Origin of the sequence: Ketobacter alkanivorans (assembly GCF_002863865.1) — a bacterium.
Classification (GTDB): Bacteria; Pseudomonadota; Gammaproteobacteria; order Pseudomonadales; family Ketobacteraceae; genus Ketobacter; species Ketobacter alkanivorans.
Genome location: NZ_CP022684.1, coordinates 1,924,866 through 1,945,143, shown reverse-complemented (window position 1 = coordinate 1,945,143; position 20,278 = coordinate 1,924,866). Strand labels below are relative to the sequence as shown.

General features: G+C 51.0%; 15 protein-coding genes. 6 read left to right on the top strand and 9 right to left on the bottom strand.

Going from position 1 to position 20,278, the window contains the following annotated elements; translation table 11 throughout:
- Window positions 1–4,224, top strand: a complete 4,224-nt coding sequence (locus Kalk_RS08350; protein WP_158643380.1) for a DUF6701 domain-containing protein — start codon at window positions 1–3, stop codon at window positions 4,222–4,224.
- A 40-nt stretch (window positions 4,225–4,264) separates the two neighbouring features.
- Here Kalk_RS08350 and Kalk_RS08345 read toward each other — a convergent pair whose 3' ends face one another.
- A complete protein-coding gene (locus Kalk_RS08345) occupies window positions 4,265–4,801 on the bottom strand; it encodes a porin family protein (protein WP_101893792.1) in 537 nt (178 codons plus the stop codon).
- Window positions 4,802–4,938: 137 nt separating this feature from the next.
- Between Kalk_RS08345 and Kalk_RS08340 the strand changes: the two genes are divergently transcribed.
- The 4 genes from Kalk_RS08340 (at window position 4,939) to Kalk_RS08325 (ending at window position 9,389) form a co-directional block, all read left to right on the top strand.
- Window positions 4,939–6,567 carry a Na/Pi cotransporter family protein gene (locus Kalk_RS08340; RefSeq protein WP_101893791.1) on the top strand — a complete coding sequence of 543 codons (1,629 nt, stop codon included), beginning with the start codon at window positions 4,939–4,941 and terminating at the stop codon, window positions 6,565–6,567.
- Between the two features lie 95 nt (window positions 6,568–6,662).
- Complete coding sequence (locus Kalk_RS08335) at window positions 6,663–7,406, top strand: SDR family NAD(P)-dependent oxidoreductase (RefSeq protein ID WP_101893790.1); 744 nt, start codon at window positions 6,663–6,665, stop codon at window positions 7,404–7,406.
- Window positions 7,407–8,030 carry an NUDIX hydrolase gene (locus Kalk_RS08330; RefSeq protein ID WP_101893789.1) on the top strand — a complete coding sequence of 208 codons (624 nt, stop codon included), beginning with the start codon at window positions 7,407–7,409 and terminating at the stop codon, window positions 8,028–8,030. It begins immediately after the preceding gene.
- A 129-nt stretch (window positions 8,031–8,159) separates the two neighbouring features.
- Window positions 8,160–9,389: a response regulator gene (locus Kalk_RS08325; RefSeq protein WP_101893788.1), complete on the top strand. Its 1,230-nt coding sequence runs from the start codon at window positions 8,160–8,162 to the stop codon at window positions 9,387–9,389.
- Between the two features lie 2 nt (window positions 9,390–9,391).
- Here the strand turns inward: Kalk_RS08325 and glnG are convergent, their stop codons facing one another.
- The 8 genes from glnG to Kalk_RS08285 all read right to left on the bottom strand — a co-directional run bounded on the left by glnG (window position 9,392) and on the right by Kalk_RS08285 (window position 18,515).
- Window positions 9,392–10,828, bottom strand: coding sequence for a nitrogen regulation protein NR(I) (gene glnG / locus Kalk_RS08320; RefSeq protein WP_101893787.1), 1,437 nt, complete (start codon window positions 10,826–10,828; stop codon window positions 9,392–9,394).
- Between the two features lie 3 nt (window positions 10,829–10,831).
- On the bottom strand, window positions 10,832–11,962 hold the full coding sequence (gene glnL / locus Kalk_RS08315; RefSeq protein WP_101893786.1) for a nitrogen regulation protein NR(II): 1,131 nt from the start codon (window positions 11,960–11,962) through the stop codon (window positions 10,832–10,834).
- A 270-nt stretch (window positions 11,963–12,232) separates the two neighbouring features.
- Entirely contained in the window at window positions 12,233–12,763 is a 531-nt protein-coding gene (locus tag Kalk_RS08310) for a DUF4124 domain-containing protein (RefSeq protein ID WP_101893785.1), read from the bottom strand.
- A gap of 117 nt (window positions 12,764–12,880) precedes the next feature.
- Window positions 12,881–14,287 (bottom strand): glutamate--ammonia ligase, encoded by a 1,407-nt coding sequence (glnA, locus tag Kalk_RS08305; protein ID WP_101893784.1) that lies wholly within the window; start codon window positions 14,285–14,287, stop codon window positions 12,881–12,883.
- Window positions 14,288–14,679: 392 nt separating this feature from the next.
- On the bottom strand, window positions 14,680–14,910 hold the full coding sequence (locus Kalk_RS08300) for a sulfurtransferase TusA family protein (protein WP_101893783.1): 231 nt from the start codon (window positions 14,908–14,910) through the stop codon (window positions 14,680–14,682).
- A 125-nt stretch (window positions 14,911–15,035) separates the two neighbouring features.
- Window positions 15,036–16,421, bottom strand: coding sequence for a zinc-dependent metalloprotease (locus Kalk_RS08295; RefSeq protein ID WP_101893782.1), 1,386 nt, complete (start codon window positions 16,419–16,421; stop codon window positions 15,036–15,038).
- Window positions 16,422–16,513: 92 nt separating this feature from the next.
- Window positions 16,514–17,278, bottom strand: coding sequence for a hypothetical protein (locus Kalk_RS08290; protein ID WP_101893781.1), 765 nt, complete (start codon window positions 17,276–17,278; stop codon window positions 16,514–16,516).
- A gap of 172 nt (window positions 17,279–17,450) precedes the next feature.
- A complete protein-coding gene (locus tag Kalk_RS08285; RefSeq protein WP_101893780.1) occupies window positions 17,451–18,515 on the bottom strand; it encodes a tRNA (5-methylaminomethyl-2-thiouridylate)-methyltransferase in 1,065 nt (354 codons plus the stop codon).
- Window positions 18,516–18,721: 206 nt separating this feature from the next.
- On the opposite strand from Kalk_RS08285, the gene Kalk_RS08280 reads away from it, so the two are divergent.
- The gene (locus tag Kalk_RS08280; protein ID WP_101893779.1) at window positions 18,722–20,257 is read left to right on the top strand and encodes a vWA domain-containing protein; all 1,536 of its coding nucleotides are present in this window, start codon (window positions 18,722–18,724) and stop codon (window positions 20,255–20,257) included.
- Window positions 20,258–20,278 lie beyond the last annotated feature (21 nt).

Here is a 20,278-nt window from a genome sequence, read left to right as displayed (position 1 = left end):
GTGCGCCTGATAGCTTTGATTGTCTGCATGCTCACAAATAGTGCTGCTTGGGCTGCAGATTGCGGCAGTATCTGGCCAGCCGCCACCACCCCCGGCAGCTCCAATGCACCGGTGTTGCCTACCTTTACCGGGGCTGCACCGTTAACGTTGAATAACACGCTAGGGCCGGGCGATTATCACTATTCAACGACTAATTTGTCAGGTGGAACTCTAACTACAGGTGGTACTACTACGCGTTTGTATTTTAATGGCGGCCTGCAGCTATCAGGTACAAGTAGTTTGAATGCCAGTGGAAACCCTGAAGACCTGATCGTTATTGTAAATGGCAATTTTCAGATGTCGGGGCAAGCTAGGGTGAATGCGCTGATTTATGTCACAGGCAATGCCACGGTTAACGGATCAAGCAGCGTGCAAATAAATGGTGCGCTGACGGCTGCAGGGTCTATCAGTGTCGGCGGCGGGGCTTCTGTTAACTACGACTCGAGTGCTGTTGATGATGCAGACTACGGTAGTTTGTGCTCCATAGCGCCACCCCGTTTATTATTGGTTAGCCCTGTCTGTGGATCATCCAATCGGATCATCGTGGATTTCGATTCTGCAAATGGGCAGCAGTTTCTGGATCTTGTCACCTCCGAAAACACTGCTAATTACTCGGTGGTCAATCAAAGTGGTGGCAGCGTTACGGTACAAAGCGCTGTGCGTTCAGATGAGGGTTATCAGGTTCAGCTTACGTTGGGCTCGAATATGAGCAACAACACTAACTACACGGTGACCGTCTCGAACGTGCAGGATGCAACGGGGGAGGTTATTGGTGTTTCAAATGATACTTTTTACTACACAACGCAACAAAACGGTATGGCTGCCAGCTACTGGGGTAACGAAACGCTTTCAGGTGGGTATCAGTTCCAGCGGGTAGATAGCAATATCGCTTTCGATTGGGGGATATTTACGTGGCCTGCAGGATCGTTTTTTAGCGGCTTTTCGATTCGTTGGGAGGGGTACATTGAACCAGACGTAAGTGGCAACTATGTTTTTCGCAGCACCTCTGAAGATGGCTCAAGGGTGTGGTTGGGGGATCTGGCAAACACTCAGATCATCAACCGATGGTCGGCAGGTCGAGCCACAGCCAACAGCAGTACTATTGCTCTGGTCGCAGGCCAGCGGTATCCCTTGAAAGTCGAGTTCTATAAAGAGGGTGTGGCGTTTTCAAGTAAAACCATGCACTTGCAGTGGCAAGGCCCAAGTGGAGGATCTTTCGTCGATGTTCCCAATGCCAATCTCTATACCTGTGTGGATTCATTTGCCAGCAGTACGGGGCTGGTTGCTTACTACAAGCTTGAAGGCCCAACCTGGAATGGAACGGTGGGGGAGGTCTTGGATTCCTCCTACAACCGGTTGCATGGTACTGGCGTCAATAATCCACAATCGGTGCCTGCTCAAGTGTGTAATGGCGCGCAGCTTGATGGCAGTAACTTAATTCGAGTCAACGACAATCCGTTGCTGGATCTAACCAATGAGCTGGCTATTACGGCTTGGATTCGTTTGGACGCCTACGGGCCTGATAATCTCAAGTCGATTTTCTCCAAAGATGAGAACTACGAATTTCACATTAATAACAGTGGACAAATATTCTGGTGGTGGCAAAGCACTCGCAGCGGTACCACAACCAGGTCATTCGATTCAGGCGCATCCCGCATAACGTTAGGCAATTGGCATCACGTAGCAATTGTGTATTCTCAAACTCGACAGAGCATCTACTTGGATGGTGCTGAGGTGGCGTTTCGAACCTACAGTGGTGAGACCCTGGTTACCAATAGTGACCCTATGGAAATCGGGGCGGATCAGGGAATCACCGGAAGACGCTGGCGCGGTTTAATTGATGAGGTGAAACTGTATGACCGCTCACTGAGCGGCGCCGAGGTATTGGCGGATATGAATGCCACCAATCCCTGCGCCTCCATATTGGACGGGTTTGAAGTTACGGCGGCAGCCACAGCCAGTGTGTGTGCGCCCACAGAAGTCACCATTCGTGCATTGGCGGCAGATGGCACCACTTATACTGGTTTCACCGGCCCGGTAGATATTAGCACCAGCAGCAATCATGGCAATTGGTCCAGTAGTGGTTTTGGCACACTGATTCCCTCTACAGACAGTAATGATGATGGCGCCGTGCAATACAGCTTTGCAGCAGGTGACAATGGTCAGGTAGTGCTGAATCTCAGCAACACTCATGCCGATGAGCTGACGGTTACGGCAACTGAGAGCGGTGGCACAGCGACAGGTGTTTCCTCTGTGATTGCCTTTAATGAGAATGCTCTGCAAATTAACGTAACCGATACTCTCGGAAACGATTTTATTGCGGGCAGAAATCATGCCCTTGAAGTTGAGATGTTAAGATTGGATCCGGTTTCGGGTAGTTGTGGGCGATTTGAAGAATACCAGGGTGATATTGACCTGAAGGCGTGGATTACTCGTAGCGCCAACGATGCCGGAGGCGTGGCACCAGAGGTGACGGGTGTGAGTTTGCCTTCGGCCACACCGGGTGCCGATAATTTAACGCTCAATTTCGTGCAGGGGCTTGCTAGCACTCAATTGCTAACCAGCGATGTGGGTCAGTATGCTCTTAATCTGACAGATGACAGCTCCGGCTTGGTGTTGGATATCAATAACCAGCCCATTACGATCAACGCCAGCAGTGCCGACTACACCGTAAGGCCTTTTGCTTTTTATCTGCTGGCCACAACACAACGGGCCACACCTACCAATAACCCGGCGGCTACCTCCGCTGCCGGTTCAGCCTTTATTAAAGCAGGCGAAACCTTTGACTTAATGGCGCGTGCAGTGGTTCACCAAGGAGTGGATGACAGCGATGATGATGGTGTCGCGGATGCAGGTGCCGACTTGTCCGATAACGCCGCCACACCGGCGTTCGGTAACGAAGGGGAATCCGTTAGTCTAAGCTCGACTTTGCTGCTGCCGAGCCCATCGTTGGCCGGAGTCGTTGATCCTGGTTTGGCGGGGGCAACTACCATCAGTGCATTTAGCTCTGGCGCGGGTACGGCTTCGGTGCGCTTTGATGAGGTGGGTATTATTCAGCTTGATGCACAGTTGCAGAGTGGCAGCTATCTGGGCAGCAGCAACGTAACCGGTGCTATTGATTATGTGGGTCGCTTCTATCCTGATCAGTTCCTGATATCAGATGATGGGCCACAGTTACGGGATGGTAATGATGATGTCAGCCCCTGGACCTGCGATTTTACTTACCAGGGGCAGGGGTTTGGCTTTGTGAGCGAACCCAGTATCACCGTAACCGCAGTCAATGTTTTGGGCGCCACTGCCAATAATTACGGCGGCGCATTCTGGAGCCTGCCTTTACCACAGCACACTATCGAGTTGGATTCGGCCAGCCCTGCAACAGGGTCCGCTTGTCTGGATGGTGTTGGTGGGATAGCGGCTGGATGTTTCACTGAGAACAGCAGCAGCGTTACTCGCTCGTGGACTGGCGCGGATATTTATGATGGTGCCGCCGTGTTCAGCACAACGGCCCATCAGTTTGTAATTAACAAACTAAATGATCAGCCCGACAGTGGAGATGTGCCATGGGATCCCTTGTTGGATTACTCAATATCGAGTGCCGACCTGACAGTAACCGAAACCCTGGGTGCAGGCGTGACGGATGATGTTTGTTATCAGTCCGGCGGCTGCGCTGCGTATTTGATTGACGATATTCAAGGTACCAATCTTCGTTACGGGCGTGGATGGATTGATAACACCCATGGTTCGGTTCAGACACCCCTGATCATGATGTTGCGATTGCAATACTGGGATAGCACCGGCAATTTTGTGAATAACTCAGCCGATAATGGTGTCTGCCTGGGCACTGTGGTAGCGGATACTGATTTTGGATTGTCGGCCTTCAGTGGCAATCTGGACGCGGGTGAAACGTCGATTGCGGGAGTCAGTTCGGCAGCAGGCTATTCCCTGGTGAGCTTGGCTGCGCCGGGGTATGACGGTTCGGCTAACCCCAATTCCGGCAGCGCCACTCTAACGTGGATACTGGATACAGACACTACGGATAACACGCCCGGTGAAGAGTGCGGTGAGCATTGGCTATGCTACGACTACAATGGGGATGGCTTGCGTCAGAACCCATATGGACAGGCTATCTTTGGTGATCTTTCCGATAACAAGCCAGTCTTGTTCTTACGGGAATCCTATCGTTAACAAGGCGGGGTGTATTAACCCCGCCTGTGGGGCTTCCTGATCAGATCTTTGATGCTATCCCGATAGAAAAGCCGCTTATCTCAGTCCCGTCTTTATCATAGTAGTTCATGTATTCCACATTTAGGCTCATCTTGCGATCCAGGCTTAAATCAACGCCCAGCCCGTAGGATACGTCAGTGTCGCTATCTGAATCGTTGCCGAAAACGGGGTTGGAGTACTCGCGCTCGGTACGAGTGAAACCCAGCACGGCGTAGGGGTAAAAGGAGGGCCCCATGGGCACACCGGCTTTTAAATAGGCACCAATCATACTGTTCAGTTCAACGTCTGTTTCGAAGATGCCGGAACCGATGCTATCGTCGCCTATACCCAAGGTAACACGCACTTCGCCGGCGATGTTCTCGTTTACGGCAGAACCCAAGCGCCCGGTGATGCCCATAAGGGATGCGTCGTCGTTGATATCCGAGTTGGAAACTTCCACAAACAGCACGCCGCCGCCTACATAAGGGTCAGCCGCTAGAACCGTGCTGCTGGCCAGCATGGCCAGTAACAGTGTGGATGGTGTAAGAATAGATTTCATATTGGTCACTCCGAATAGTTGTTATGGCGAGCATTGGCAGCCCGTTGGATCATGTATACCATAGGTAAGGGATCCTGAATGTGAGCTGAATCAGCTTGTATGTAAAGGCTTATTGTTGGTGAATAAAAGGGGAAGTCATGTTACTGGCATTGGGTGCCTTGCTGGGTGGAATCGGAATGTTTCTTATCGGAATGATGCATCTTACCGATGGCTTGAAGCAGTCCGCAGGCGAGAAGCTGGAGCTGTATCTAAATCGCGGTACGAATACCAAAAGGCGAGGTTTCATCTCTGGGTTTATGCTGACCGCGCTGGTGCAAAGCTCCAGCGTGATAACGGTTGCCACTATTGGCTTTGTCAATGCGCGCTTGCTGAGTATGGGGCAGGCAGTTTGGGTAGTGTTTGGCAGCAATGTTGGCACGACTATGACCGCCTGGATCGTTGCCCTTATTGGTTTTCAGGTTAAGGTTGAGCTGTTCGCCTTGCCGATGGTGGGCGTTGGGGCATTTTTGCATGTGCTGGCCCGTGGGGTTCAATTGCGGGCGTTTGGAGGGGCGCTGCTGGGGTTCGGTCTGTTGTTTGTGGGTCTGGATCTGTTGCAGGGCAGCCTGGATGCCTACAAGAACAGCTTTATGATTCTGGGGCCGAGTAGCTTTGATGTTACTCATGTGATGATCCTGTTGGGCATGGGCTTTTTGCTCACAGTGATCATGCAGTCGTCCAGTGCATCCATGGCCATGATCCTCACTTTGGTGAATGCACAGGTGGTTCCGCTTGAGTTGGGTGCGGCTGCGGTAATTGGTGCCAATGTGGGTACGACCTCGACGGCGTTGCTGACTACGATCGGCGCTACAGCTAATGCAAAAAGGGTGGCCTGGTCTCATGTCAGTTTTAATTTGGTGGCAGGTCTGGTTGCCCTTTTACTGCTGCCGCTTGTCTCCGGTGTGTTTGCTGAGGCCTACAGTCGCCAACTGATGGGTGGGAACGCAGCATTCTGGCTGGCTATTTATCATTCGTTGTTCAATCTGATCGGGGTGCTCATTATGATTCCCCTGGAACCGTCGGTGACTCGATTTCTGTCTCGACGCTTCAAAAAACCAGAGAGCAATCATTTCCGGTTGCGCTTTCTTGATAAAAACACGATTACCATGCCGCCGCTGGCTTTGCAGTCCATCAGCAAAGAGCTTGATAACCTGGCGCAACTGGTTGCTTCCATTATAGTGCGAGAGGAGCGGGATTCTGATACTCAGGAACAGATTGATCGCTTATATGAATTGTTGGAGAAGTTCGATGCTTATTTAGTGCAGGCCTTGCGTCAGCCTATGGCTCAAATCAACGCGGATGCCTTCAGTAGAATCATTAAATGCAGCCAGAGCCTGAGTAATGCGTTGCAGTGGTATCAGCTTACCCTGAAGCCTGGAGTGCGCCCCGTGGATTCAGCGTTTTATGAGATCCTGGCTCCGTTTGAGGCCAGCTTCAGCAGTTTTATACAAAGCATTGCAGGGGAGGAACCCAGGGAACAGGTTCAGGTCAAGCTGGATGGGTTGCTGGTGGAAGTAGATCGGGTTAATCGGGAAGTGTTTACAAGGTTGCGAGAGCATGAAGTGTTCAGCCATGATGTCAGTTTGGTAAATCAGTGGGTGGCCTGGCATCGCAGAATAGCCCAACAAATGATGAAGGTATTGCAAAGAGTCGATCAGATTGATGATTTGATGCATGAGCCTCATCTACAGCAATCAGACCATGGCGCAGATTCGTTTTCCGAATAGTTGCGCCCATGTATGCCAAGCCGGTCTTAGCAGCCATCGGCTTTTGACGTTATATCGTGCATAATTCTCACACTGAATAGACAATGGAGAACCCAATGATCCAGACTGTAGCCATAACCGGAGCTTCTTCGGGAATAGGAAAAGCACTCGCTTATGAATTTGCCAGCCGTGGTGCCGATCTGGCGTTGATGGCCCGGCGCATGGATGTATTGGAGGAATTAGCTGCTGATATTAAAACCCGTTACCCCAAGGTTAAGTCTTATTGCATCGAGTTGGATGTGGCGCAGACTGAATCCATTCTCCCTGCGTTGGAACAAGCCAAGGCATTGCTGGGCTCGTTGGATTGCGTGATTGCCAATGCCGGTATCACCGGCGTGAATAAAACCGGTGCGGGTGACTTTAGCAAAGATCAGCGGGTCATTCAGGTAAACCTTATTGGCGGAATGGCAACGGTGGATGGCGCCGCACGTATTTTTCGAGAGCAAGGGCGGGGCAAGGTGGTGGGCATTTCATCGGTGTCTGCCTTTAAAGGGATTCCTGGCAGCGCTGCGTATTCAGCATCGAAAGCTGGGTTCAGTAATTATTTGGATGCCACGCGCATTGAATTGAGAAAGCATAAAATTGACGTGATTGCTGTACATCCTGGATTTGTAAAAACGGATATTGCCCCTAACATGGACAAATATCCGTTTGTGATTACTGCAGAAAAAGCCGCTCGTGATATCGTCAGCGGTATTGTAAAGGGCACATCCAACATTATCGTACCGGCGCTGCCCTGGGCGGTACTGGGGCGGGTTATGCCGATGTTGCCTGATAGTGTTATAGCGAAGGCGTTCTAGTTGGAAAGCCCTTGGTTGGCGATAGCCAAGCGCTTGCAGGCACTGGCGGTTACGGGGCAGCAGTTTACCCGCGACCAGTATGAGCTTGAGCGTTATAGTGAAATCGAATCTTTGTCGAATCAGATGTTGGCGTTGTTGGGGAATGCGCCGATTGCGGTGGTGGAAACATTGTTCGCCAGTGGTGAAACGGGTTATGTGACACCCAAGGTTGAAGTGCGTGGCGCTATATTAAGGGGTGATCGCATCCTGCTTGTACAAGAAAAAGAAGATGGCCTTTGGGCTATGCCAGGTGGGTATGCCGATGTCGGGCTTTCTCCTGCAGAGAACGTAGAGAAAGAGGTGTGGGAGGAGGCAGGCATGAAGGTAAAGGCATGCCATCTTTACGCGCTGCGGCATAAAGCCAGAGGGGATTACCCACCCGATCCCCGTGACTTTTACAAGCTGCACTTTATTTGTCAGTGCCAGGATACGGAAGTGCCTAGCCCTGGTCTGGAAACCCATGCTGCAGAGTTTTTCCCTTTACACAGTTTGCCACCCCTTTCTTTGGGGAAAGTGTTGCCCGAAGATGTGCAAGCCGCGTTCGATTTTGTTGAGCGAGGCGAATTGCGTACGTACTTCGACTAACTTACTTAGAGCATATAACCCTCTTTTTTAAGACTAAGCCATTATATTGCGCCCCTCACGTTGTTGCTGCCAGACAGTTATCTACACTTATAGTCAGGATATTGTGTAATTTCCGCACGGGGATTGTGTGTGAGTGCAGCGAAAGTATTGGTAGTTGATGATGATAAAATGGTACGCAATATTGTGTGCCGTGCTTTGTCGGATCAATATGAGGTAGTGATCGCCGAGAACGGTTTGGCTGGTTTGGAGAAAGTCGAATCGGAAAAACCGGATTTCGTATTGCTGGATGTGGAAATGCCCGGCATGAATGGATACGAAGTCTGTGACAAGCTTAAGCAAAATCCACTGACTTATGATACCCCCATTTTGTTTCTTTCCAGTCATGGCGGCTTGCGGGAACGTATGCAGGGTTATGAGATGGGGGCCGCAGATTACATTGTCAAACCCTTTGAAACAGAAGAGCTTATGGCCAAGCTTAAGCTGCTGGGCCAGTTTAAGCTGGATAGAGAAGAGCTCAATAAGCGTGCCCAGAGCGCTTCAGAAACTGCGTTTATGGCCATGCGCGGTTCCAGTGAGTTGGGTTTGGCCATCCAGTTTATTGAGGCTACGTACGATGCAGATGACTTTGAGTCTATTGCTCAGCGTTTCTTTGAGGTTACTACCCGAATTGGTTTGAACTGTACGCTTATGTTTTGTACTCGGGGCGGGAAGAATTTTTTTAATGTGAAGGGAAGTGTTTCTCCTTTGGAGAAAGAAGTGATTGAGACTCTGTATGACTCAGGCAATCGGTTTAATGATTTTGGTTGTCGTACACAAATCAATTACTCCAGAGTGGCGCTTTTAGTTAAGAATATGCCACTGGATAATCAAGAGGCCTATGGCAGATACAAGGATTTTTTGCCGACAATGCTGGGCTCTACGGATGCCAAAATCAAGGCGCTGGATACGGAAATGGCCCTGGTTGAGCAAACTCGAAACCTGACACACTCTTTCAGTGTGGTGCGGGATACTCTGGTTCAGGTGGGTGAAAATCTGCAAAGCACTCAGGGTGAGGTCATGACGTTGTTGCGCAGCACTATCGAAGAATTGGATTCCAGAATTCCTAAGTTGGGTTTGGAGGATGATCAGGAAAAATATTTGATCAGTACTCTGGATGGGGCTTTGCAATCCACCCATGGCATCATCGAGAGTGGACAGAGCGCCCGTGCTGCGTTTCAGACGGTATGTCGCCTGTTAGAGCATTTGTCGGATCGGCAGCAGAGCCTGCTGGATCAGGTGATGGATCAGGAAGGCAAGTTGCCCCACCATGGTGGGGCAACTACAGGAACGGAAATCACCGGCGATGTGGAGTTGTTTTAGACTCAATCGTCGCTGTCATCATCTTCATCGGAACCGTTTCCATTCATACCCAGTTCCTTGATTTTGCGGGTCAGGGTGTTGCGTCCCCAGCCCAGCAGTTCGGCAGCGTCCCGGCGACGGCCTGCGGTGTGTTTCAGCGCAGTTTCAATCATGATGCGTTCGAAGGCAGGTACCGCTTTATCCAGTAATCCGCGTTGACCTCGCGCCAGAGCCTGATCAGCCCAGGTGCGCAGGCCCTGCTCCCAATTGGAGGATGCATCCTGTGAACCATGGGATTCCTGTAGTTCGGGAGGTAAATCACCCACCAGTACTTCACGGCCGGATGCCATGACGGTCAACCAACGGCAGGTGTTTTCCAGTTGTCTTACGTTGCCTTTCCAGTCCAGAGTCATCATGTACTCTTCTGTTTCCGGCAGCAGAATCTTGGTTTCGACATTCAGCTCTTTGGCCGCTTTCTGCAGAAAATGTCCAGCCAGTTGCGGGATGTCTTCCCGACGCTCATTCAGTTTTGGTAGGTGAACACGGATGACGTTGAGTCGGTGGAATAAGTCTTCCCGGAACTTGCCATCCTTTACCAGGTTTTCGAGGTTTTGATGGGTGGCGGCAATGATGCGTACGTCGACCTTGACGGAGGTGTGGCCTCCGACGCGATAGAAGGTGCCATCGGCCAGTACGCGCAACAAGCGCGTCTGGGCATCCAGCGGCATGTCGCCGATTTCATCAAGAAAGAGGGTGCCACCGTTGGCCTGTTCAAAGCGGCCCTGCCGTTGCGCGGCGGCTCCGGTGAAAGCGCCTTTCTCATGCCCGAACAGTTCGGATTCGATCAGGTCTTTCGGGATCGCGGCCATGTTGAGGGCGATAAAAGGTTTGTCGGAGCGAGGACTGTGTCGGTGTAAGGCCCCTGCTACCAGCTCTTTACCGGTGCCTGATTCGCCGTTGATCAGCACTGTGATATTGGAGTGCGACAAACGGCCGATGGCTCGAAACACTTCCTGCATGGCAGGCGCTTCGCCAATGATATCGGTGTTGTTGTTGACGACGGGTTCGCCGCTGCTGGCTTGTTGTTCCTGGCTGTGAGTCACAGCTCTTTTTACCAGGGATACTGCATCATCAAGATCAAAGGGTTTCGGCAGGTATTCAAACGCGCCACCCTGGTATGACTGAACTGCGCTATCCAGATCCGAATGGGCGGTCATGATGATAACAGGCAGGTTTGGGAAGTTGTCCTGAATGTGGGCAAGCAGCCCCAGCCCGTCGGTGCCTGGCATGCGCACATCGGTAATGATGACATCCGGTTGGGTATTGCGCAGTTTGCTCAGCGCAGAGTCTCCGGATTCAAAAGTAGATGTGTTGATGCCCTCTTGGGACAAGGCTTTTTCTAGAACCCAGCGAATGGATTTATCATCATCGATAATCCAGACGTTTTCTTCACCCAGCATGATTTACGCTCCAACGTTGGTTTGCTCTTCTGGTTGTTCCAGAGGCAGCAACAGTCTAAAGATGGTTTTTCCTGGGCTGCTGTCACATTCCACCAGCCCGTGATGTTGATTAATAATGGATTGCGAGATTGAAAGCCCAAGACCAGTTCCGCTGGCGCGGCCACTGACCATGGGGTAAAACATGGTTTCCTGCATCTCTTTGCTGACACCGGGGCCATTGTCTTCTACTTCCACCAGCAGTATCAGGCGATGCCGGGTATGGCCTATGGTGAACTGGCGCATCGCCCGTGTACGCAGAATGATGGTGGGATTTTTTTGATCCTGGCATTCGGTCAGCGCTTGCTTGGCGTTGCGGACGATGTTGAGGATGGCCTGAATCAGTTGATCTTTGTCGGCGCACATTTCCGGTAGGCTGGGGTCATAGTCGCGGTCTATTTCTACCACTTCACCGGTTTCGGCGGTCAGTATTGAACGTACCCGTTCCAGTATTTCGTGGATATTGATCTGTGACCATTTTGGCAGCTTGCGCGGCCCCAGCATTTGATCCACCAGGTTCCGCAGGCGATCCACTTCGGCAATGATGATGTCGGTGTATTCGTTAAGGGAGTCATCTGGCAGTTCCCTTGCCAGAAGCTGTGCTGCACCACGGATCCCCCCAAGAGGATTCTTTACTTCGTGAGCCACGCCGCGAACCAGGGCTCGTGTGGCTTGATGGGCGTTGATAAGGCCATCTTCACGGCTTATGCGCATTAAACGATCAAGAGGACGCAGCTCTAACAGTAGGCTGACGCTCATGTCGGCGCTGGTAATCGGTGTAATCGTGTAGTCAACGGTGGCGATCTGGGTGCTGTTGTATATGTAGACATGCGCTTCCCGCTTGGTATAGGGATGCAAGTCACGCAGGGCATGTTCCAGATCGTCCTGGGTGGACTGGTCTTTGTCATGAATCAGGGTGCTGATCGGCATACCGGCCAGCTGGGAGGCGCTGGCTGCCATAAGTTGTTCGGCAGCGGGGTTTACGAATTCTACGTGCAGGTGTTCGTTCAGCAACACCACAGCGGTGCTGAGATGATCCATCAGGCGACGGGAGAGTTCGTAATTACTTGATACCCTTGATGTATTCACTGCTGTCATGGTGCCTCGAACGGTTTGTACTAAGCCAATGCAAAAAGCAAACCATGTGTGAATCACTGGCTTGACTTTGGTGCGTGAAGTTGTCGTTAGGGCCTGAAAACCGCCGTTTTAGTGAAGGGGAATCCCCTTTTTGGCGCTGGGTATGGCAATGAATTTGCCATCAGGTAGCCCAGCCTCACTTTAGATGCCCATTTATGGGCTGACGAGTGAGGCTGAGACAGGATATTAGATGAATTTGAAATTGCAGTGAACTATTTTGGTGCAGGCATGTTACTTGGGCGACTTTTTGGGGCCTGCTGCGGAGCGCTTTACGTAAAATGTAACCGTTTCGCTCGAGCCAATCTCTTTACCTTTGTTGTCCACGACAACAACCTGAGTGGCGTATTCGCCTCGATCCAGGTTATCCAGCTTAAAGCTGGGTGAGCGCTGGAGTTTACCGTGGTTGGTGCCATTAAATTTCAACTGGAGCTTATCGTTTTTGCGCAAAGCCGGTGAAAGGGCCACCTGTACGCTGACCTGGCCGCCGTTATTGATGAAGTGCTCATCGTTGCTGGGTGTGATGATGGTGACTTTATCGTATTTAAACTCAGTGGGCGTTGTGGTGTCTGAGGTGTCCGCTGCCGGTACAGGTATGGCGGGAATGGTGGCAACCGGCTTCACGTCCATCTTTTCGGCACCTTCGGTGGGCTCGTCTGTAAATACGAGGTTTCCGCTTTCATCGGTGTATTTGTATACCGTAGCGGCCGTTGCCTGCAGGCTGAACAGGGCCAAAATCGAGAATATGGCGAACATGCGAGTCATGGTGTTTTCCCTTTGGTTGTTGTTCTACTTTCTAATTAAAAACCATTTCGCGCCTTACATACAAAAAAAGCTCCCAAAATTGGGAGCTTTTTCCGTTCTAACCGAATCGCGGAGCGATTAGCAAGAGTAGTACATTTCGAACTCAACAGGGTGAGTTGTCATGTTCAAACGCTCAACTTCGCCACGCTTCAGGTCAATGTAGCCGCCGATCATATCTTCGGTGAATACGCCGCCTTCAGTCAGGAAGTCTTTGTCGGCTTCCAGAGCATCCAGAGACTGGGTCAGGTAAGAAGACACAGTCGGGATCAGCTTGCCTTCTTCCGGTGGCAGGTCATACAGATCTTTGTCGGCAGCATCGCCAGGGTGGATCTTGTTCTTGATGCCGTCCAGACCAGCCATCAGCATGGCAGAGAATGCCAGGTATGGGTTGGCGGAAGGATCAGGGAAGCGAACTTCGATACGACGGGCTTTAGCGCTGGATACCCATGGAATACGAATAGACGCAGAACGGTTACGGGCAGAGTAAGCCAGCATAACGGGTGCTTCGAAGCCAGGAACCAGACGCTTGTAAGAGTTGGTAGAAGCGTTGGTGAAGGCGTTGATGGCACGAGCATGCTTGATGATACCGCCGATGTAGTACAGGGCTTCTTTGGACAGGCCTGCATATTCGTCGCCAGCAAACAGGTTTTTGCCGTCTTTGGACAGAGACTGGTGCACGTGCATACCGGAGCCGTTGTCACCTACCAGAGGCTTGGGCATGAAAGTAGCGGTTTTGCCGTAAGCGTGAGCAACGTTGTGTACGCAGTACTTCAGGATCTGTACTTCGTCAGCTTTGGCAACCAGGCTGTTGGGGCCTACACCGATTTCACACTGGCCGGCAGTACCCACTTCGTGGTGGTGTACTTCGATAACCAGGCCCATTTGCTCCATAGCGGCACACATGGCAGCACGCAGATCGTGCAGGGAGTCGACGGGAGGAACGGGGAAGTAACCGCCTTTCACGCCAGGACGGTGACCGATGTTGGAGCGATCGAAGTCTTCGTGAGAAACCCAAGCCGCTTCTTCGGAGTGGATGGCGTACATGGAGCCGCTCATGTCGGATTTCCAGGTCACAGAATCGAATACGAAGAATTCGGGTTCTGGGCCAAACAGTGCGCCATCGGCAATGCCGGTGGACTTCAGGTATTCTTCAGCGCGACGGCCTACAGAACGTGGATCACGCTCGTAACCTTGCATGGTGGCAGGTTCAACGATGTCGCAACGCAGGTTCAGTGTGGTTTCGTCAGTGAATGGATCGATAACAGCAGTGCTGTCGTCGGGCATAAGAATCATGTCGGATTCGTTGATGCCTTTCCAGCCAGCAATAGAAGAGCCGTCAAACATCTTGCCTTCAGAGAAGAAGTCATCTTTGATTTCGCTAACTGGCAGGGATACGTGCTGTTCTTTGCCGCGTGAATCGGTGAAACGCAGGTCAACCCAACGAACGTTGTTTTCTTTGATAAGAGAAGTAGTCTTTCCAGACATTCTGGTGTGTCCTCCAATTGGATTTAGAGATTAGGGGGTGATGACCAAGTGAAGTAGTCACTGCCGCTCCCCCTTTGGGTTTCGACAGCCCCAACCGACAGTTGCGAAGAGCTAGTTGATCCACAATGCGGGTGTTTTGGTCTTGCCTCACAAGAAGGCAAAATATATGCCATTGGATTTTGAGTTGAAAGGGGTTGGGGGCAGGAAAGGGCAGTTTTTTTTCATACAAGCCCAAATCCAGTAGTGATAGGGGCTTCAGGGAGGCATTTTTTGAGGAGCGGAAGAGCGATATCTAGAGCAGCCTGCGTTGGGCTTTGTCTTTTGTGCGTCGTTTTGGTGCGATCGTTCTGTGGCGTGCTATTTGTTGGTGCGTTGCGCCCTCGTTTGGGGCGTTAGATGTCGCAAACTTCAATAATGACCTCAATCTCTTGCTCTTGCTCTTTGCTGGAGATCAATTTGTGACCATTCACCCTGCACCAGGCAGGAATGTCGTGAAGCACGCCGGGATCGGTGGCCAGCACCCGCAAGCGGTCACCCTGAGCAAGCTGCTGTATAACATTTTGGGTTTTTATAACGGGCATAGGGCAGAGCAGCCCGCGGGCATCGAGTTCGTGTTGGGTCATGATGAATCCTCCGGCGCATATAATAACGGTCGAGCATTAGATTGGAAGCGGTTAAGCAGCGGCAGGACCAATAAAAAAGGCTCCAGAGGGGGAGCCTTTTTTGGGTCTGTGACTGGTCGATTACATCAGGACCAGTTTTTCAGAAGGTTGTTGTATTGCTTGGTCAGGGTCAGCCAGATCTTCTTTTTGTTTTTCTCGTCTGTTTTCAGTAGCTTGTTCTGATCCTTTTCGGCTTTGGTGGCCAGTTTTTTGGTTTCATAGTCTGTGATGGCGGCGTTAAGTGCGTCTGTTGCAGTGGTTACGTCAGGCTCCTGGCTTTGGGCTGAGGCAAGCAATGCAGCTGCCTGGGCGGTGTAGTCATTGTATAAAACCATGTAATCATCGTATTTGGCTTCAGCTGAGGCCTGGGTTCTGGCGTTGGATGTGGCGTTGGCTTTTGCCTGTTGAGCCTCGGCTTTCTGTAAATAGCTGGCGGCTTTTTTCGCGGCTTTCTCACTGTCTTTCAGGGTCTTGGCGTAGGCCTTGGTGACGGTGCTGGCGGCTTTCTTCAGATCTTTGATCGCGCCTTTGGCGGCTTTTTCTGCGTCTTTTTTCTCTATGTAGGCTGCGTCGCTGTCCAGTTTTGCTTGTACTGCGGTGTTGTACTCTGTTTCTGCGTCATTCATCTGGCCGTACACAATCTGCAGTTCAGATGTCACCGTAGCGTTGGGATCACCATAGAAGTTGGCTATTTGCGGCCCAGTAAGGTTGATTGCAAAGCGGGCGTCCGCGCCTTGGGATTGATTTCGATCCACGCCGCAGGGAAGGCCCATGCAAGTCACATCAGGGTTGGAGAACTTGTAGACTTTACCGGTCCAGTAATCCACGTTGAACTCGGATTGATAGGCCATAATGGTGGTGAATTGGTTGTTAACGCCGTGGCCCAAGGCATAGGAGGTGGTGCCGCCGGAGCCATCCTGTTTGCGTGAGTGTCGCAGGCCCATGTTGTGGCCCAGTTCGTGAGCGGTAACGTAGTCGCCACAGGAATTCACAGCCACGTGGCTGTATTGGTATCCTTTAATATAGGGTGCGGAGAAGTCTCCGTTGGTGCCCATGCCGCCGATCCAGGCCAGCCCGCAGCTGCCGTGATTCGCATGGTAGGGGCGAAACAGTACGACCATGTCGGCTTCGTGTACTTCGCGCAAGCCCGCTATGCTGCTGAATGCGCCGCTGCCGTTGGTGATGTCGTTGAGAGCATTTTCTGCGTTGTTAGTGTCGGTGTAATTTACCTGCACCGTGTGCTTGATGTTGAGTTCCAGATCCACTCCGCTGTCTGCGTAAATCTGATTGGTTGTTTGCACCAAATGGTTGAAGCGCGTCATGGGGTCGCCAGCGTAGAGATCATTGGTGCCACTGGTGTATACAATCAAAAGGTCGATGGTGGCTTGCGCCTGGGCTTGAGTGGAGAAAGGGATCAGCAAAGCCATTGCGGCCAGCGTTTTGATATAAGATTTACATACTACAGATTTCATTAGACATACCTCGTTTGACTTTACTTAAAATCCTCCATGATTAACAAGTAATTGCGCGCATCCATTAAAGTCGAATTGTTTTTCTATCGCAGTCAGCTATCCATCGTGTTGCCCCCCGCTGCATCAGAGTGTGTTTGATGTTGCTCTGGGATCTCCAGGAAATCTTCGTGGCCCGGTGCGGTCAATTCATGCTCGGCCGGGTTTTTATAGAGCCAGCCCACGCCGTCTATTGACTCCATGGAATAGCTGCCTTGCGGTGTTGTGATCATGGCGAAGGCAGATTTGCTGCCGTAGGTCATGATCACTGGGTAATCGTTGCCATAGCCCGCTACATGTCCGCTCCATGAGTAGTCGCCATTGCGGGTGACTTTACTGGAAATTACGTTGACCACAACGCTCGTGCCGTTAAGTAAGGGCACAACCACCTGTTCGCCTTCGCCAGGCAGGCTTGGAGTGCTGTCCATGGACACCACTTCATACTCGCGAACATCATCATGTAGCATGAATGTGGGGGTTCGGCTCTGGTTCTTTTCGGTGTGCCAGCTGGTGGTATGCGCAGCTTCGTTATGATCCAGTGTGTCCAGCGTCGATAGCTCCATGTCGTCAAGCAGGGCATCGCTGTTTGCCAGCGCGTTTTGCGCAGCCAGTAACGTCTGGTTTAAGCGTAAAGCAGGAGGAAGGTCATTGGCCATTGTGTCATGCGCTGCTTCGGCGTGTTGAGCGCGAATGCTTGAGGTAACCTCAGCGGTTGCCGCGCTTGGCGGTAACGTGAAGTTGGACTGCTGGTAAGCAAGGTAGGCCCCAGCGCCAGCAACAAGGAAATACCCTGCAGTAATGAATTTGTGACTTCCAGGCATCGAATACTCGCACAACAAAAAGCAGACTGATATGGAGTATAAAAATAGACCGGCACTGTGAAGGCTGCCACATTTTGGCAACATGACACTCAAGAAAATCTGAAAGCGGCCGGTCTAAAAACCGATTTGCATAACCAGCCGAAGCTAGTGTGGTTAGGTGTGGTTCGCTAAATCAGACGTACCAACTCTGCAGAATGTCATCGTTTGCCATGGGCGAAACATCCACCTGCCGAGCTACACCATGTTTGTCCTGAATTTCAACGGTGACCTGGTCGCAGTCTCTGCCCTGACTAAAGCGGCATGCAATACGCGCTGCAGTCAGCAAGTCCTCTTCTGATGGGTCGCCGTCCACCAGGCTCAGTGGCCCGCCGTGGCTGATGCATTTTATAGAATGGAATTGCTTGCGGTAGCCCATCAAAAAATTGTTCTCGCCTTCTTCCCGGCTGATGATCACCTTGTAGTGCTGGGCGGGGCGTATGTGACGTCCGACTTTTAGCAGCATAATGTCATCCAGCTCGTAATCCTTGCGGCCGCGAGCGGTCCAAAGGTCGGCCAGTTTGCGGGAATAGCTTTCGTCGGTCAGGAAACAGCAGCCACCGCTGGGTTGGGCGAAATCCTCTAACCCAAACTCCTGTGCCAATGCAATTTGTGGCTTACGGCTGCGGCCGTTGAAACCATAGAGCTGCTCACGATCAACCCAGCCTTCGCGTTCGGGCAGCGTGGGGGGGAGCAATTTAGCGCACAGTGGGCGTAACAGGCGATCATCAGCACCGGACTCGCGGGCAATAATCGGCATGGTCTCCTTGCGCTGAGACTTGGGCCGCTGGCCGATCACTTCCCCGGTGATAATGAAATCAAAGCCTTTCTCTTCGGCCATTTCTCGGGCTTTATTCAGCATGGTGTTGGCCTTTTCCACCATGAATATTTTGCAGTCCAGGCAGGGGTTCAGGTTGGCACCGTAGCCGTGCTGTGGATTCAGAACGATCTTTTTGTATTCCTCTGAAATATCCACAATATTCATGCGTATGCCCAGTTGCTCGGCTACCCACAAAGAATTGTTGCGTTTTTCCTTCTCTTTATCCTTTTTGCGAATGGCGTGGGTATGCCCTTCAACGCAGAAGCCTGTGTAAAAATTAACACCCTCGACAATAATGCCTTGTTTTTGAACGGCTTTTACTGCCAGCATAGAATCCAGACCGCCGGATATCAGTGCTATTGCTTTTCGTTGAATCGCCATGACCACTCACAGATAAATTTATGGGGCGCGAATTATAGCGGAAATATGGAGGAATTTAGAGCTGTTCACAGTTCAGGGTAAATGTGAGGAATACTTTTGCCATGCTAGTCATTACGGTTATAGTAGCTACACTTTATATAAGTTGACTGCTGGCTTGCAGCGACTGTGTTTATTTGTCTATAAAAAGATGAGATAAGGTTGTCCATATGAGAGCGTATCAAAAATTGCTTCCCTCACTTTTGCTTCCTTTAATTGTGTTGGTCGGTTGTGGGGGCGGCCGCAGTGTAGATGAGGGCTTTGATTCGGAGTCGGATACTACCGGGGGCGGTTCCACTACTACACCCACTACACCGACTACAAGTGGCGCCAATGGTGTCAGTTATTTGCCCCTTATGGTGTACGAGACCTACCAAGAGTATTCCGGGCTGAGTGCGGATGGTTTGTTTCGTTCGGACTTCGATGATGTGTACATAAAAACCTATTTAATTAATCCAATTAATTCGGCCAACTTACAATCAATAGCGACTGCCCAAACTTCTGATTACAAAGTCACTGTAGATGACATTGAGATTTCTCCATCAGAAAGTTTCCCGATCTTGCAGAAAGTAATTGGGGTGCCCGCGTATCTGCGTACTGCTTTGGTGTTTGACATCAGTGGCAGTATGGAGGACGCGAGTGTTCAGCAGCTGGTGAATGAGGCAAAAGACTACATTACGCTTGCCCAGGCCAGTGCAGATCCTGTGATCGCCAGTCAGCAGTATACGGTTTGGGTATTCGCGGATGAGCCTGAGGAGTTGACTGCCGGTTTTACTGCTGATATAGCAACGCTTGATGCAGCGTTGGATGAGGTTCTGACGCAGTATAACTCGGTAGCGCACGGATATGGCACTAGTATCCACGGAGCGGTCGTTCAGTCAATCGGGAGCCTCGTCAATGCAGATTATGATTTTGCGTCTGATGGTGATAACGATCTGCTGGATATTGCTAGAAAAGAAGGCGTTCTTTTGGGGCAGTTGGCTATTTTCTCATCAGGGTCGGAAACTGTATTGGAGTTTGATGTTGAGGCTCTAACCAAGGCAATCCAGTCTCAGGCTTTTGTGAAGTACACTGGGGCCTCAACTAGCAGTACCGAGTTTTTGTATAAGCCGGTGTTTTATTATGTTGTAGGAGACACCTCAATAGGGGAGACCTACAGAAATCTTAGCAATCTGGCAGAACAAACCATCAACATTACGCTGGTGGGAGGTGAGTACAATTTTGCCAATGGACTGGTGCAGAATCAGATTGCAGCTATTGAGCGCAGAGTTGATATCGATAACCAGTATATTTATCGTTTTGCCTTTATTCCCAGGATTGGTGATCACACAACGATATTTACATCCAGCTCAACCCAGAATTCATACTCATTGACGGGACAATTGGATGGGGATTTTCTTGACCCTAATCGAGGAACTCCTGGTGAAGAACTCACGAATGAACTGATTGAAATTGCGGGTCCGAACGGTGAGTACATCGCTAACGCCACAATCAGCTTCAGTGAAGCTCAAACCTTTCGCCCGGCTACCAGGTGGGTGGTTGGCTCCTATGGCCCTTCAGACTATACGTGGAGCCTGACCAATGGAACCGGCACCACCAATGCGGATGGTTCCTACACCGTTACGTCTGTGACCGGTACAGCAGTATTGCGATTGACCAATGACACCATAGGCGGTTACACCACTACGCTGACTATTAATAATTAATCGTCTGAAAACGGCGGTTGC

What these genes read in the sequence shown, in the direction of transcription:
- Kalk_RS08345 (WP_101893792.1), bottom strand. Translation starts at nt 4,801, where the DNA reads ATGAAATCTATTCTTACACCATCCACACTGTTACTGGCCATGCTGGCC.
- Kalk_RS08340 (WP_101893791.1), top strand. Translation starts at nt 4,939, where the DNA reads ATGTTACTGGCATTGGGTGCCTTGCTGGGTGGAATCGGAATGTTTCTT.
- Kalk_RS08335 (WP_101893790.1), top strand. Translation starts at nt 6,663, where the DNA reads ATGATCCAGACTGTAGCCATAACCGGAGCTTCTTCGGGAATAGGAAAA.
- glnG (WP_101893787.1), bottom strand. Translation starts at nt 10,828, where the DNA reads ATGCTGGGTGAAGAAAACGTCTGGATTATCGATGATGATAAATCCATT.
- glnL (WP_101893786.1), bottom strand. Translation starts at nt 11,962, where the DNA reads ATGACAGCAGTGAATACATCAAGGGTATCAAGTAATTACGAACTCTCC.
- Kalk_RS08310 (WP_101893785.1), bottom strand. Translation starts at nt 12,763, where the DNA reads ATGACTCGCATGTTCGCCATATTCTCGATTTTGGCCCTGTTCAGCCTG.
- glnA (WP_101893784.1), bottom strand. Translation starts at nt 14,287, where the DNA reads ATGTCTGGAAAGACTACTTCTCTTATCAAAGAAAACAACGTTCGTTGG.
- Kalk_RS08300 (WP_101893783.1), bottom strand. Translation starts at nt 14,910, where the DNA reads ATGACCCAACACGAACTCGATGCCCGCGGGCTGCTCTGCCCTATGCCC.
- Kalk_RS08295 (WP_101893782.1), bottom strand. Translation starts at nt 16,421, where the DNA reads ATGAAATCTGTAGTATGTAAATCTTATATCAAAACGCTGGCCGCAATG.
- Kalk_RS08290 (WP_101893781.1), bottom strand. Translation starts at nt 17,278, where the DNA reads ATGCCTGGAAGTCACAAATTCATTACTGCAGGGTATTTCCTTGTTGCT.
- Kalk_RS08285 (WP_101893780.1), bottom strand. Translation starts at nt 18,515, where the DNA reads ATGGCGATTCAACGAAAAGCAATAGCACTGATATCCGGCGGTCTGGAT.
- Kalk_RS08280 (WP_101893779.1), top strand. Translation starts at nt 18,722, where the DNA reads ATGAGAGCGTATCAAAAATTGCTTCCCTCACTTTTGCTTCCTTTAATT.